General features: G+C 69.8%; 15 protein-coding genes. 8 read left to right on the top strand and 7 right to left on the bottom strand.

The genetic code is table 11. The features are described from left to right. Nucleotides 1-492, bottom strand: coding sequence for a MaoC family dehydratase (locus ACIQTP_RS07385; protein ID WP_402047335.1), 492 nt, complete (start codon nucleotides 490-492; stop codon nucleotides 1-3). Between the two features lie 134 nt (nucleotides 493-626). Here ACIQTP_RS07385 and ACIQTP_RS07380 point away from each other — a divergent pair, with 134 nt between their 5' ends. The 4 genes from ACIQTP_RS07380 (at nucleotide 627) to ykgO (ending at nucleotide 3,068) form a co-directional block, all read left to right on the top strand. Then, nucleotides 627-1,988: a hypothetical protein gene (locus tag ACIQTP_RS07380; protein WP_403397180.1), complete on the top strand. Its 1,362-nt coding sequence runs from the start codon at nucleotides 627-629 to the stop codon at nucleotides 1,986-1,988. Between the two features lie 430 nt (nucleotides 1,989-2,418). Continuing rightward, nucleotides 2,419-2,583 carry a 50S ribosomal protein L33 gene (rpmG, locus tag ACIQTP_RS07375; RefSeq protein WP_402047341.1) on the top strand — a complete coding sequence of 55 codons (165 nt, stop codon included), beginning with the start codon at nucleotides 2,419-2,421 and terminating at the stop codon, nucleotides 2,581-2,583. Between the two features lie 65 nt (nucleotides 2,584-2,648). Continuing rightward, complete coding sequence (locus ACIQTP_RS07370) at nucleotides 2,649-2,909, top strand: type B 50S ribosomal protein L31 (RefSeq protein WP_403397177.1); 261 nt, start codon at nucleotides 2,649-2,651, stop codon at nucleotides 2,907-2,909. Nucleotides 2,910-2,945: 36 nt separating this feature from the next. Then, nucleotides 2,946-3,068: a type B 50S ribosomal protein L36 gene (gene ykgO / locus ACIQTP_RS07365; RefSeq protein WP_054230145.1), complete on the top strand. Its 123-nt coding sequence runs from the start codon at nucleotides 2,946-2,948 to the stop codon at nucleotides 3,066-3,068. 113 nt (nucleotides 3,069-3,181) lie between these two features. On the opposite strand, the gene ACIQTP_RS07360 is transcribed toward ykgO, so the two are convergent. Continuing rightward, nucleotides 3,182-4,075 (bottom strand): hypothetical protein, encoded by an 894-nt coding sequence (locus ACIQTP_RS07360; RefSeq protein ID WP_403397175.1) that lies wholly within the window; start codon nucleotides 4,073-4,075, stop codon nucleotides 3,182-3,184. Here ACIQTP_RS07360 and ACIQTP_RS07355 point away from each other — a divergent pair, their 5' ends adjacent. Next, nucleotides 4,076-4,432 carry a hypothetical protein gene (locus ACIQTP_RS07355; RefSeq protein WP_403397173.1) on the top strand — a complete coding sequence of 119 codons (357 nt, stop codon included), beginning with the start codon at nucleotides 4,076-4,078 and terminating at the stop codon, nucleotides 4,430-4,432. 134 nt (nucleotides 4,433-4,566) lie between these two features. On the opposite strand, the gene ACIQTP_RS07350 is transcribed toward ACIQTP_RS07355, so the two are convergent. Both ACIQTP_RS07350 and ACIQTP_RS07345 read right to left on the bottom strand, forming a co-directional pair. Beyond that, complete coding sequence (locus ACIQTP_RS07350; RefSeq protein WP_403397170.1) at nucleotides 4,567-5,685, bottom strand: sensor histidine kinase; 1,119 nt, start codon at nucleotides 5,683-5,685, stop codon at nucleotides 4,567-4,569. Further along, nucleotides 5,682-6,353 carry a response regulator gene (locus tag ACIQTP_RS07345; RefSeq protein ID WP_402047357.1) on the bottom strand — a complete coding sequence of 224 codons (672 nt, stop codon included), beginning with the start codon at nucleotides 6,351-6,353 and terminating at the stop codon, nucleotides 5,682-5,684. The genes ACIQTP_RS07350 and ACIQTP_RS07345 overlap by 4 nt, the downstream gene beginning before the upstream one ends. 201 nt (nucleotides 6,354-6,554) lie before the next feature. On the opposite strand from ACIQTP_RS07345, the gene ACIQTP_RS07340 reads away from it, so the two are divergent. Together ACIQTP_RS07340 and ACIQTP_RS07335 are read left to right on the top strand one after the other, a co-directional pair. Next, nucleotides 6,555-7,820 (top strand): DUF418 domain-containing protein, encoded by a 1,266-nt coding sequence (locus ACIQTP_RS07340; RefSeq protein WP_403397168.1) that lies wholly within the window; start codon nucleotides 6,555-6,557, stop codon nucleotides 7,818-7,820. Nucleotides 7,821-8,106: 286 nt separating this feature from the next. Next, nucleotides 8,107-8,304 carry an antitoxin gene (locus ACIQTP_RS07335; protein ID WP_403397166.1) on the top strand — a complete coding sequence of 66 codons (198 nt, stop codon included), beginning with the start codon at nucleotides 8,107-8,109 and terminating at the stop codon, nucleotides 8,302-8,304. 60 nt (nucleotides 8,305-8,364) lie between these two features. On the opposite strand, the gene ACIQTP_RS07330 is transcribed toward ACIQTP_RS07335, so the two are convergent. The 3 genes from ACIQTP_RS07330 to ACIQTP_RS07320 form a co-directional block, all read right to left on the bottom strand. Then, nucleotides 8,365-9,546: a glycosyltransferase gene (locus ACIQTP_RS07330; RefSeq protein WP_403397301.1), complete on the bottom strand. Its 1,182-nt coding sequence runs from the start codon at nucleotides 9,544-9,546 to the stop codon at nucleotides 8,365-8,367. A 173-nt stretch (nucleotides 9,547-9,719) separates the two neighbouring features. Continuing rightward, nucleotides 9,720-10,409, bottom strand: a complete 690-nt coding sequence (locus tag ACIQTP_RS07325; RefSeq protein ID WP_403397163.1) for a Pvc16 family protein — start codon at nucleotides 10,407-10,409, stop codon at nucleotides 9,720-9,722. Nucleotides 10,410-10,574: 165 nt separating this feature from the next. Beyond that, nucleotides 10,575-11,057: a MarR family winged helix-turn-helix transcriptional regulator gene (locus tag ACIQTP_RS07320; RefSeq protein WP_403397161.1), complete on the bottom strand. Its 483-nt coding sequence runs from the start codon at nucleotides 11,055-11,057 to the stop codon at nucleotides 10,575-10,577. 164 nt (nucleotides 11,058-11,221) lie between these two features. On the opposite strand from ACIQTP_RS07320, the gene ACIQTP_RS07315 reads away from it, so the two are divergent. Then, the gene (locus ACIQTP_RS07315) at nucleotides 11,222-12,742 is read left to right on the top strand and encodes an MFS transporter (protein WP_403397159.1); all 1,521 of its coding nucleotides are present in this window, start codon (nucleotides 11,222-11,224) and stop codon (nucleotides 12,740-12,742) included. Nucleotides 12,743-12,786: the final 44 nt, after the last annotated feature.

Genomic DNA, 12,786 nt, shown 5'->3' with positions numbered 1-12,786 from the left:
TCAGCCGGCCTCGCGGCAGCGCACCATGAAAGACCGTTCGAAGACGATGACGGTCTCCCCGGTGGACTTGGTCCCGGTCGTCTCGACCGTGATGATCCCCAGCCCCTGCCGCGACCTGGACAACCGCTTGCCCAGGATCCGGCTCGTCGCGTACAAGGTGTCTCCCACGTACACCGGGTCCTTCAGACGGACCCGGTCCCAGCCGAGGTTGGCCACGGCACGTGCGGACAGCGCCTGCACGGTCATCCCGCCGACCAGACACAGGGTGATCCCGCTGTTGACCAGCACCCGCCCGTACTCCGCGCTTTCCCCGTAGGCCCTGTCGAAGTGCAGGGGGTGCTGATTCATCGTCAACAGCGTCAGCCAGGTGTTGTCGGTCTCGGTAAGGGTCCGTCCCGGCCAGTGCCGGATCACCATGCCCGGCTCGAAGTCCTCGTAGTCCCCGCCGTGCTCTTCGACGTACTCGTTGTCCTGGACGCGGCGAAGGGTCATACGGCGTTCTCCCTTGTGCGATCGCTCTGCCGGGCGGGCGCGGGCGTCGCCGGGTGGCGGCACCGCGGAGACGGCACCGCCCCCGCGCACACATTAGCGATGCCCCTCAGGAGTGGCAGAACGGGAGAAAGTTGATGAGCGTGTTCCAGGAGACAGGCCCCCAAGCGGCCACAGGACACCCGTGGTTCGGCCGGAACCGACTGCTGCCGGCCGCCCCGGCGCAGACGATCCGGGAGATGCTGCGCACCGAGATGCGGGACATGGGGTATTCCTACCAGTCGTTCCTGCCCGCGGCTCCGATCACGTTGCCAAGTACGTCCTACGCCGAGTTGTTCCGCGTCAGCGCGGCCCTGCTCGACCTGGTGCGCCGCACCGCCCTGGAGAGCGCGCCCACCACGGAGGGGAGACTGGCGGCCTATCGCATGCCGCCGAGCGAGCACCAGCTCTTCGTGGCCGATCAGTTCACCGAAGAGCGGTACGCGGACTGTGTGACCCGCCCGGACATCGTGATCGGACCGAACGGACCGAAATTCCTCGAGTTCAACGTCAGCGGGGCGCTCGGTGGCCCGGTGGAGACGCATTGCCGCCTCGAGGTCTGGCGCAGGCTCTACACCGACGCCCGGGGCCGGGTGCCGTTCAGCTATGAGGACGCGTTCGCCGTCCGTACGGAGATGTTTCGGAGCCTGGGCCGGGAACTGGGGGTGGCGCCCCGGGTGGCTCTCCTGGGCAGCTCCCGTGACCAAGGAGGATCTACACGGTACTTCGAGATGCAGACCGACTATTTCAACAGTCACGGGCTGATCGCACGCTTCTTCGAGCCTGAGGACCTGCACGAGGCCTGGGACTGCCCACCGCACCTGCGTTACCCGCTGGGGCTGAGGGACTTCACCATCCCCGACTGGGCCGAACTCGGCATCGATACCGCCCCGGTGCAGGCCGCCCTGGACAACGGGTGCCTGCTGGTGGGCACCCAGACCTCCACCTTCCTGTCCAGCAAGCTGACTCTGGGCATGCTGTCGGAGGGCCGACCATGGATGAGCGCGAGCGAGCGCTCTCTGGTCGACACCTACCTGCCGTGGACTCGGGTGCTCTCCGATCGGTGGACGACCCGAGGCGGCCGGAAGGTCGACCTCGTGCGATACGCCGTGGACAACCGGGAGTCGCTGGTGCTCAAGGAGAGCATCGGGATGAGTGGCAAACAGGTCGTCATCGGCCGGGAGACGGGTCAAGCCGAATGGGAGGCGGCGGTGACGGAGGCCGCTGAGAAGGGTGCCAGCGTGGTGCAGGAGTTCGTGGAGCCGCGCACGTGTCGGCTGGCGGTGGTCGCCGACGGCGTCGACGAGCCGTACGACGTCGACGTCGCCCCGGTGTTCGGACCGGTGTTGTTCGCCGGCCGCCCGGCTGCCTTGTTCTCCCGTTTCTCCGCCGACAACACGTCGGGCATCGTCAGCATCAACGGGAACAACAGCTCCTACGACTGCGTGGTCGCCGTCTAGGAAGGCGTCTCTCCGAGGGCCTGCGCCAGTAGACCGGCGAGGGCCTGCGCGGCACCGGCCGCGGGGGCCCGCGACCCTGGCGGTGTCACGCACCGCTCCGGCTGCGCTATGATTGATCTTGAGCAGCCCGCCAGATCATTTCGGCGGTAGGCCTCGCGTTGGTGGTCCAAGGAAAGACGCCCCGCTTCCTGCGGGGAGATGCAGGTGCAAGGCCTGCCCGGCGCTCCACAGCCCCGCCTCCTGTACTCCGGAGGCGGGGCTTGTTTCGTTTCGCCCCAGGCCTCCCTGCTGCCGCTGCCTGCCCGCCTCCCACCCCCGCTCCGGGCCTCTGCCCTGCCCCCGGGAATGCGCCGACCAGGTCCGCTGTTACAGCACACGTAGCTGACATGCGCGAGTCAAGATCGCGTGATGTGGGCGGAAGGAGAACCTCATGGCACGCAACAGCGCGCGACCCGTCGTCACGCTGAGGTCGACAGCCGGGACCGGCGTCACCTACGTGACACGGAAGAACCGCGCGAACGACCCCGACCGGCTCGTCCTGCGCAAGTACGACCCGGTGCTCGGTGAGCACGTCCCGTTCCGGGAGGAGCGCTGAGCCGAGCCCGGCGTCACCGGGCGGACCGTCACAGGACCGTCGACCGTCACAAGGGAGGAAACCTCATGAAGCCGCGTATCCACCCCGAATCCCGTCCCGTCGTCTTCCGTGACCGGGCGGCGGACGTCGCGTTTCTGACCCGTTCGACCGCGCTCTCGTCGAAGACGATCGAGTGGGAGGACGGGGGTACCTACCCGCTGATCGACGTCGAGATCTCGTCGGCGAGCCATCCGTTCTACACCGGGACCTCGCGGGTCCTGGACACCGCAGGCCGTGTGGAGCGCTTCGAGCGTCGTTACGGCCGTACGGCCTCGCCGCGGCACTGACGGCGGGCCGGTTCCCAGCACGAGGAAGGCAGATCCATGAAGGTGCGCAAGTCCTTGCGTTCGATGAAGTCCAAGCCGGGGGCTCAGGTGGTCCGTCGACGAGGCGTGGTCTTCGTCGTCAACAAGAAGAACCCGCGTTTCAAGGCCCGCCAGGGCTGACGGCACACCGGGCCGGCCACGGCGCGGCCGGGTGAATGAAGAGTGCGTCCAGGCCGCCGGGAACGACTACGGCCTGGACGCTCATGGTTTCGGATGCCGTGTCGGCCGCCCGGCTAGGCGCTGCGCGGCTGCGTGCCGGACGTCAGGGCAACCCAGATGTCGTCGCTCTCCCGGATCACGTAGAGGGGATCCCTACGTGGTTTCCATCCACGGGAAACCACGTAGTACCGGCCATCGCGCTCCAGGAGCAGCCGCAGACCCGTGTAGCGGTAACGAGGGTGGAAGCGCTCTCCCAGGTCTTCCGTGACCAGGGAGTCCTGGGGGAGGGCCAGCCGGTGCGTGCTGAGAATCATCACACCGGTCCAGCGCGTCACATCTCGGGCGCGCTCCTTGGCGTCCTGTTCTCCGAGCTGCCAGGTGATCTGGGTCAGTGCCCAGAACAGGAAGACGGCCGCCGCGAAGCACGGGAGCGCCTTGTGCCGGAGACCGGCCCGACGGGCGCCCGTGGCGTTCTGGTACTGGCCGAGGAAGAGACCGGCCGCGACGGTGAGCGCGGCGACCCAGCCGTACGGTGCGATGGTCGGCGAGATCACAAGCAGCACCAGCCCGGTGCCGACCACCACCAAGTGGAGACGTGCCGCCGCTGTGCGAAGAGGTGAGCCGCCGTCTCCGTCTCCTGGCTCAGCGAATCGTCCGCCGAAGCGGGACCACGGGATGCCTGTCGCCATCAGAACGATCACGGCGACCACCAGGACTTGGCGTCTCAGCAGGTGCAGGCTCTGCAGTACCAAGCCGCTGAAACCGAGGTTGAGCGTGTTCAGGGTGAGGTTGAAGTAGCCGTAGAAACTGGTGGTGTACATCGTGCCGAGGTAGAACATGAGCGCCGCGACGAAGGAAGCCTGAGCGGCCACGCTCTTGAAGAGAGCCGTCGTGCTCCTGCGGTCGCCCAGGTCCGTCATCAGTGTGGAACTGTCCGCACGGTAGTTGTGCTCGACATGCTCGCTCACGTGCTCGGAGGCGCCGGTGGTTCGTCGGCGTGCGGGGTGTTGTCGGACGGTGTCGCGGACGGCGGCGCGGGGGGCGGTTCGACGGTCGTGTCGTCACTGGGATCCGTGGGTGGCGGCGGCGGTGGTGGGACCGTCGGCCCGGTGGTGTCCGTGGAAGGAACGTCCGTGGTGTCCGTGGAAGGAACCGGAACCGTGGTGGAGGAACTCGGTGACCAGGACGGACTGACGGCCGGGGACGTCGACGGGTCATTCGTCGATTCCGAGGAGCCGCAGGCGGCGGCCGTGGCGAGGCCGATTCCAGCACACACCGACGTGACGATCCCCCTGCGGATCTTGTCCCGCATGCCACCTCCTTGATCCTTTCGGAGGGTAGGCGCCCTTCTCCGTCGGATCGCGAATCCCACGCGGGGCACCTGGGCACGTCCCCCCGATCGGCCCCTCCGCCTCGTCTCGGCGACGGTCTGATCTTCGTACGCGCCATGGCTGCGGGCTCAGTCCGCGTCCGTCGGGATGCGGAGCGTCACGCGGTAGCCGCCGTCGGGGGTGGGGCCGGACTCGAAGGTGCCGCCCAGGAGTTCGGCGCGCTCCCGGAGGCCGACGAGGCCCTGCTGGGAGCCGGGCAGCGGCAGGGAGGGGCGGGTGGGGGCGTTGTTGATCACCGTGACGCCGAAGCGGTCGCCGGTGTGCCACAGGCGGACGGTGGCGGCCGCGCCGGGCGCGTGTTTGCGTACGTTGGTGAGGGATTCCTGCACGGTGCGGTAGAGGGCTCGTTGCGCGGGGGTGCCGATGGCGTAGGGGAGCTCACCGGTCAACGTCGTCTCGATGCCGCTGGTCGACACGAGCTTGTGCAGGTCGGCGAGTGTGGGCTGCGGGGTGAGTTCGCCGACGCGGCTTCCGGAGGCCCGCAACAGCGCGACCATGTGGCGCAGTTCGTCGAGCGTGTCGACGCTCAGCGAACGGATGGTGCGGGCGCCCTCCTTGAAGTCCGGGTCCTTGGCGGCGACCTGGAGCGCACCCGCCTGTACGGCGATCAGGCTCACCTGGTGGGAGACGACGTCGTGCATCTCACGGGCCAGTTGGGCGCGTTCCCGGGCCAGGACGGCCTGGGAGTGCAGCAGCCGCTCGTGTTCGCGGGCCTCCTCGATCTCCGCGAGCCGGTCGGCCAAGTCCCGCCTGGCCTGGACGAGTTGGCCGAGCAGTACGGGGGCGGCGGCCGTGGCCAGGGTGTAGAAGAAGTAGATCACCGTCCAGGCGCGTTCATGTGAGCCGACGTTGCCCAGGGGCCAGGGCGCGGCGGAGGCGCCGGCGAACAGAAAGGCGCCCGCGACCAGGAGCCGACGGTCGCGGGAGCGCTCGGCGAGGGTGAACAGCGCGGCGAACGGGGCGAAGACGATGTCCACCATCAGGCTGGCGGGGAGCGTGAGCAGGAACACCGTGAGCGGAAAGCGGCGACGCAGGGCGAGCGCGGCACAGGCGACGGCCGCCGTGGCCGTCACGAGGCGGCTCGAGTCCCCCAGGCTGATCAGGGCGTCCACGGCGGCCACGGCGACGACCGCGGCATCGACGACCGGATCCGGGACCCGCGCCCACCACGGGCCGCCCGCGTTCATCGCCGGTCCTCCGACCCGTTCCGCTCGTCCAGCAGGCCCGCCCGCTGGGCGAGCAGCGCGGCCCGCACCCGGCTGTTCACGCGCAGCTTGGTGAGGATCGCGCTGACATGGTCCTTGACGGTGCCCGCGCTCAGGTGGACGCGGCTGCCGATGTCGGCGTTGGACAGCCCCTCCGCGATGAGCACCAGCACGTCGCGCTCCCGCTCGGTGAGCCGTCCGACGCGGGCGGCCTCCTCGTCGTCCGCGGCGGCCGCGCCCGGGTGGCTCTGCCACACGGCACGGGACGCCTTCGGTGACATCACGACACCGCCCGCGCACAAGGTCCGTACCAGTTGCGCGAGTTGGTCCGGCTCGGTGTCCTTGAGCAGAAAGCCCGCCGCCCCGGAGCGCAGCGCGGTGAGGATGTACTCGTCGGCGTCGAACGTCGTCAGCATCGCCACCACGGGCGCGTCCGGCAGCGCCCGCAGGTGCCGCAGTACGGTCAGACCGTCGACGTCCGGCATCCGGATGTCCAGCAGTACGACGTCCGGTCCTTCCCTCCGTACCGCGTCCACCGCCTCCGCGCCCGTCGTGGTCGCGACGACCTCGATGTCGTCGGCCGCGCCGAGAATGAGCTCGAAGCCGGAGCGCACCAGGGCCTCGTCGTCCACCACTACCACCCGGATCACGTGCGTTCCGCCTCGCCCTTGATGCCATCGATGTCCTCGATGTCGATTGTCGTCACTGCGACCGTAGAACGGGAAAAGCCCGGTGCGGCGCTCCGGAGGGACGGCCCAGCCGCGTGGCGGGTCGGTTCCAGTCGTCCGGGGGGTGTGGACCGGACGACTGCCGGATGTTTCGCGATCGGCGTTCTCTCCAGCCTGTGAGCCATGACGCAGAACGCACAGGACACGGCGCTCGTGCCACCGCCTCGACCGGGACTTGTGGCACCGCCCCGACCGGAGGCGTCCGAAACCACGCGACAACCCGATACCCGGCCCTCGGTGGGGCGCCTGACCGGAGTGGACCTCGCCCGGGGGCTCGCGGTCTTCGGGATGTACGCGGCCCACGTCGGCCCCGATCCCTCCGAGGGCGGAGCGACCGGCTTCCTCATGGAACTGGCTCACGGCCGGGCCTCCGCGCTCTTCGCCTTCCTGGCCGGCTTCTCGATCGTGCTGATCACCGGCCGCCGCACCCCCAGGACCGGCCGGGCGGGCCGCCAGGCGGTCGCCAAGGTGGTGATCCGAGCGGTCATCCTGCTGGTCCTGGGCACCGCGCTCACCCTGACCGGCACCCCGGTCGAGGTGATCCTCGCCTTCTACGGCCTGTACTTCCTGCTGGTCCTGCCGCTGTACCGGCTCGGCGCCCGACCGCTGGCGGTCATCGCCGTGAGCGGCGCGCTGATCCTGCCTCAGGTCCTGTACGTGGTGCAGCAGGCCCTCAATCCGGGCGGCGGCGACGGTGGTGGTCCGGGCGGGATCTGGGCCTGGCCCGCCGACGCGGACGGCATCGTCTCGCTGCTCTTCACGGGCGGCTACCCGGCCCTGGCCTGGATACCGTTCGTCGTCGCGGGCATGGCCGTGGCCCGGCTGGACCTGGCCTCCACCGTCGTCCGTACACGCCTCGCGATCACCGGTGTCTCGCTGGCCGTCCTCGGCTACGGCGGCTCCTTCCTGGCCCTGCACCTCGTCCCCGGCGTCGCCACCGCACTCCGCGCCTCCGGCCGGGGCGAGGGCGGTTCGGTCATGTCGGCCTGGTGGTCCGACACCGCGGGCTACCCGACCGGCACCACCCCGGCCTGGCTGCTGGCGGCCTCGCCGCACAGCGAGACGACCCTCTCGGTCGTGGCCAACACCGGCGTGGCCATCACGGTCCTGGCCGCCTGCCTCGCCGTCACCGACACCTTCCCGCGCCTTCGCCGACTGGCCGCTCCGGTCGTCGCGGTGGGCACGATGTCCCTGACCGCGTACGTCTTCCACATCGTCGGCATCCAGGCCCTGGGCATCGAGGAACTGCCCGGCTCCCCGCCGCACGTACTGCTCGGCTTCCTCGTGGCCGTGACCGTGTTCGCGACCCTCTGGTCCCGCTGCTTCGCGCGCGGACCGCTGGAGTGGCTGCTCGGCCGGGCCACCAGGATCGCGGAGCGCGTCCGCTGAGAGATCCGTCGAGCGGCCGCCGGGGCCCTGGCTCGAACGGCGGTTGTGCGGGCGGGCCGGGGTCGTGGTCCTTGCGCTGCGCGAGCGTAGGGGCGGGACGGCCGTGAGTGTGGTCCCGTCCGCGAAGGAGGGCCTGGCGGGGGCGCGTTGGGCTTCGGTGGCCTGGAGCGGTCCACGCCGTGCGCTCCCGTTGCCCAAGGGCGCCGCACCGTGGGCCTGTTGTCCGCAGAGGGCCGGGTGGGATCGTGACCCTGATCAGGCGGTGCCGCCGGAGAAGGAGTCACGCGTGTTCGACAACCTGAAGAACCTCAAGGACAAGGCCGAGGAAATCGCCGAGGCCCACGGCGACACGATCTCCGACGGGCTGGAGAAGGCCGGCGACCTCGTCGACGACAAGACGGACGGCAAATACACCGACAAGATCGAGACCGGTGTGGACAAGGCGCAGGAGTACGTCGAGAAACTGGGCGAGAAGGAGGCCTGACCCCGCGCGGCGTACGCAGGTCCCAGGGCGCCCGGGGGCGCCCCTTCCCGGCGGGCTCTCTCAGAAGGGTTCCGGGAGAGGCACCCGGCCCGACCTGCTGCGCACCTGTTCGATGAGCGCGGCGTACGCGGCGATCATGCGGGTGCGGCTGAACCGTTCTCGGCTGAGGGCCAGGGCCGGTGCGAACTCGCCGCCCCGCGCCACCGCCTCGGACCAGGCCAGGGCGATCGCTTCGGGGTCGGGCGGGGTGAGGAAGCCGTGCCCGGTCACGATCGAGGCGCTGTCGCCGACATCGGTGGCTACCGGCACGGCGCCGCACATCATGCCCTCGATCAGGCACAGCGGTGCCGCCTCGCCGCTGGAGGAGGTCAGCGACACCACGTCGGCGGCCGCGTAGACGCTCTCCATGTCGTGCCGTACGCCGAGCAGCGAGAGGCGGTCGGCGAGCGGGGCGTCCTCGCCGAACGCGGAGGCGATGTCCTCACGCAGGCAGCCGTTGGCCCGCGTCATGCCCGCGCCGCACATAAGGACGTGGCCGTCGGGCTCTCGGCGCAGCCAGGCCCGGGCGGCCCGGAGGAACAGCGGAACGTTCTTCATCGTGGCGTAGCGTGCCGCGAAGACGATCACGGGCGCGCGCTCCGGGATGCCCAGGGACGTCCGCGTCAGAACGCGTCTGAACGGGTCGGGACGGAATCGCAGCAGATCCACGCCGTTCGGGATGACGTGCAGCAGCCCGGCCGGGATCCCGGCCGCGGCGTACGCGGCGCGCGTCGACTCGGCGCAACAGATCCCGGCGGCGATCCGGCCGTCGGCGACCGCCGTCCGCAGCTCGTCCAGCGCCGCCCCCTGGTTCTCAGGGTCGGAGCGGTGCAGACAGACCACGACGGGCCGCCGGGGCAGACCGGCCTGGTTGAGCAGGCCGAGCGGCTGCTCCTTGAGGGACAGGATGACGTCCGCGGCGGCCACCGCCCGCGTGGTGGCGGCCAGTTCCGGCCCGGTGAGGGTCTCGGGGCCGCCGGGTGTCCCGGGGGTGCGGCCCAGCGAGGTGACCGGCACGCCCGACGCGGTCAGTGACCGGTAGCAGACGTCGTCCTCCATCCGCTGCCGGGTCTCCTCCCGATACATTTCGCCATTCACGCTCAGCACCGCGTGCCGCTGGCCACCCTCATGGAGCCCCAGCACCACATCACTGTGCACGATCCGGGCCCCGCCCGAGAAGAATCCTTCATAGATCGACAGCACACGCAGTTCGTCCATCACGCGCACCTCTTGGCCCGTCTCGCAGAAAGGGAGGAAACCTTTTCAACCCCTGTGATCTGCGGGTTCTCCGCTATGGACACAGGAGAAACTTGCGAGCCTGTGAACTCGTCGTTTCGAATTCGGACACGATTGGTTACGGTGTACTGTTTGGTGGATCAGCCGAATGAAGAGGCGGAGGTCGCGGGCCTGGCGGCCGTTCTCACACCAACCGACTGGTAAAAAACAGGCCAGAAATTTGCTGGTCCAGGGGTGGGCGACACGTACAATCCGCGCCGCGACCGAGCGGGGCGCCCCCGTCGCCCGGCTGAAGCGGAAGGGCGAATATCTGGGTGCACCGGCGACGCGGGGCCACGCGTCTGATACACCTTGGCCCGCTCGTCGAGCGACAGGGGAGCCAGCCGCAGCTTCAGCGACTCCCCGGCGTCGGCCACGCTGTTGCTGTGCGCGGCCGGCACCGGCAACGGGCCCTGGAGGATGGCGTCGTCGTACAGTGCCCGCATCGCCCGGCCGAGGATCCGCTGCTGGGCGTCGGGGGTGCCGCCGGTCGGGATGAGCAGATAACGCAGCAGCAGGGCCATGTCCGCCCCGCGCCGTTCCTGCCGGACGGCACCAGTGCCCGGATCCTCGACCACGGTGTGGCGGGAGGGGCGGTTGCGTGCGCTGGGGTTCTCGGCGACCTCGTACAGGAAGAGTTCGAGGCGGAGCGTTCCATGGCCGCCGCCGGGCTGCTGCCCGACGAGTTCGACGAGCCGCACCCGGGCGTGGGCGTCGGATTCGCGTACCGCGGCGGTCAGGACGTGCACCAGGATGTCGGACACATCGGCGATCACATCGGCACTGCCCACCGCGCCCCCCCGTGTCCGCCCGGGGCTTCACAGGCCACCCCGGCCGATCACCTGCGAGGTTAGGGCCGCGCCGCACCCCGGCTCTTCGGGGAAATCCCGGGGTCCCTCCCTAGGAGGAGCTGGGCAGGCAGCGGAACTGCTTGGGCGGGGCGTCCTGCTCGGGGGTCAGGAAGCCCGGCCGTCCTCGGCGACGAACAGGCGCGAGAGCAGGCCGTCGAGGGTGGATCGCTCGGCGGCGCTGAGGGAGTCGAGGGCTTGGTGGGTGCCGTGCATGCCGTCGCGGATGCTCGACACGGCGGCCGCCCCGTCCTCCGAGAGGACGACGTTCTTGACCCGCCGGTCGGTGGGGCTGGGCTCGCGGTAGACGAGGCCGCGGGCCTCCAGCCGGTCGATGATCCCGGTCATGTTCGAGGCGTCGCAGCGCAGGGTGCCCGCCAGGGCCCGCATCGGAGCCGGGCCCTGGCGCAGCACGTTGAGTGCCTTGGCCTGGCTGTAGGTGAGGCCGTGCGCGGCGGCGGCGCTGGTGAGATCCGCGTAGAGGCTGACCATCGACGCCCAAAGGGTGTCGAGCAGCATGACGTTGGAGACGGTGGGGGGTCCGGCGTCGGACGCCTCGGCGGAGCGGTTCGTTCCAGATGTCGCGGACATGGACCCAGGGTAACCCGAAACTTGACTACCTCAATCTTCGATGCTTACCTCTATCAAGTTACTTGAGGACCTCAAACTTCTAGGCTCTACAGCTTTGCGGACCTCAAGTTTCGCGGCATCACCGTCCGTGATTGCTCGACGTCCTGACCAAACGGAAGAACACCGTGACACCCACAGATCGCGTGGCGCCCAAGCGCCCCACCGGCGACCTCTCACTCGTCCTGGTCCTCGGCCTCGCGGCCATGATCGTCTCGATGATGCAGACCCTCGTCGTACCGATCCTGAGCATCATCCAGAGCGACCTCGGTACCACCACCGCCAACGTCAGCTGGGTCACCACCGCGACCCTGCTGTCCGCCGCGGTCTTCACCCCGCTGCTCGGCCGGTTCGGCGACATGCATGGCAAGAAGCCCACGCTGATCGGGGTTCTGCTGCTGATGATCGCCGGTTCGGTACTGGCGGCGACCACCACCTCGCTGCTGTGGCTGATCGTCGGCCGGGTGCTCCAGGGCGCGGCCACCGCGATCTTCCCGCTCGCCCTCTCGGTCCTGCGCGAGGAGATACCCCCGGCGAAGCTGCACGGCGCGATGGCGCTGGTGAGCGGCACGCTCGCGGTTGGCAGCGGACTCGCCCTGGTGGCGGCCGGACTGCTCACACGGGGCTCGGACCCCGACTACCACCGGGTGTTCTGGCTCGCCGTGGCGCTCGCGGCCCTCGCCCTGGTCGGCGTCGTCCTGCGCGTCCCCTCCTCACGCTCGACGACCGGCGGCCGCACCGACTGGCTCGGCGCGGGAACGCTCGCCGCGCTGCTCGTCCTGCTCCTGCTGCCGATCTCGCAGGGACACGAGTGGGGCTGGTCCTCCGCCCGCACCGTCGGCCTGTTCGTCGCCGCGGTCGTCATGGCGGGCGTCTGGGTCCTGGTCGAGCGCAAGGTCCGCGAGCCGATGGTGGACATGGGGATGTTCGCCCACCGCCCGGTGCTCTTCACGAACCTCGCCGGCCTCTTCCTCGGCTTCGCGATGTTCTCCCAGTTCATCGGCGTCGCGTACCTGGCGCAGATGCCGAAGGAGCTCACCGGATACGGATTCGGCGCCTCGGTGCTGCGCGCCTCCGTCGAGTACCTGTTGCCGACCACGCTAGTCTCGCTGCTCGCCGCACAGTTCGGCGGGATCCTCGTCGGGCGGATCGGGGCGCGGTTCACCCTCGCCGTGGGCGCGGTGTTCGGTGTCGCCGGCTTCGCGTGGCTGACCCTGGCGCACGACACCTCCGCGTCGATCATCCTGGCGGGCCTGCTGATCGGTGTCGCGATCAGCTTCGGCTATGCCGCGATGCCCGCGCTCATCGTGGCGAGCGTGCCGCACCACCAGACCGGCATCGCCAACGGACTCAACTCCATCTCCCGTTCCGTCGGCAGCGCGATCGCCAGTGCCGTGATCACCTCGCTGCTGGCGTCCAAGACCATCCAGCACCTGCCGGCCGGCGCGCCCGCACTGCCCGCCGAGAGCCAGTTCACGCTGAGCTTCGCGATCGCCGGAGTCGCGTTCGTGCTGATCGTGGCCGTGGCACTGGTCGGTCTGACCAGGGGTGCGGCCCAGGAGTACACGGCCGAGAAGAAGGACGCCGCCGCCACCGACGACGCCGTGGCGGACGAGGCTGTCGTGGAGACGGCGGGCGTCACGTCCTGATCCGGACACGCTCAACGGCTTGCCCTGTCCACGGGGGCGAGCCG

Source organism: Streptomyces sp. NPDC090798, assembly GCF_044768965.1.
GTDB lineage: Bacteria > Actinomycetota > Actinomycetes > Streptomycetales > Streptomycetaceae > Streptomyces.
Note: the sequence above shows the minus strand (reverse complement) of the source record. Positions and strands in the feature narration are given on the sequence as shown.

Excerpts from the sequence above, each read along its gene's own strand:
- ykgO (WP_054230145.1), top strand. The coding sequence starts at position 2,946 with ATGAAGGTGCGCAAGTCCTTGCGTTCGATGAAGTCCAAGCCGGGGGCT.
- ACIQTP_RS07370 (WP_403397177.1), top strand. The coding sequence starts at position 2,649 with ATGAAGCCGCGTATCCACCCCGAATCCCGTCCCGTCGTCTTCCGTGAC.
- ACIQTP_RS07350 (WP_403397170.1), bottom strand. The coding sequence starts at position 5,685 with ATGAACGCGGGCGGCCCGTGGTGGGCGCGGGTCCCGGATCCGGTCGTC.
- ACIQTP_RS07385 (WP_402047335.1), bottom strand. The coding sequence starts at position 492 with ATGACCCTTCGCCGCGTCCAGGACAACGAGTACGTCGAAGAGCACGGC.
- ACIQTP_RS07380 (WP_403397180.1), top strand. The coding sequence starts at position 627 with ATGAGCGTGTTCCAGGAGACAGGCCCCCAAGCGGCCACAGGACACCCG.
- ACIQTP_RS07320 (WP_403397161.1), bottom strand. The coding sequence starts at position 11,057 with ATGTCCGCGACATCTGGAACGAACCGCTCCGCCGAGGCGTCCGACGCC.
- rpmG (WP_402047341.1), top strand. The coding sequence starts at position 2,419 with ATGGCACGCAACAGCGCGCGACCCGTCGTCACGCTGAGGTCGACAGCC.
- ACIQTP_RS07340 (WP_403397168.1), top strand. The coding sequence starts at position 6,555 with ATGACGCAGAACGCACAGGACACGGCGCTCGTGCCACCGCCTCGACCG.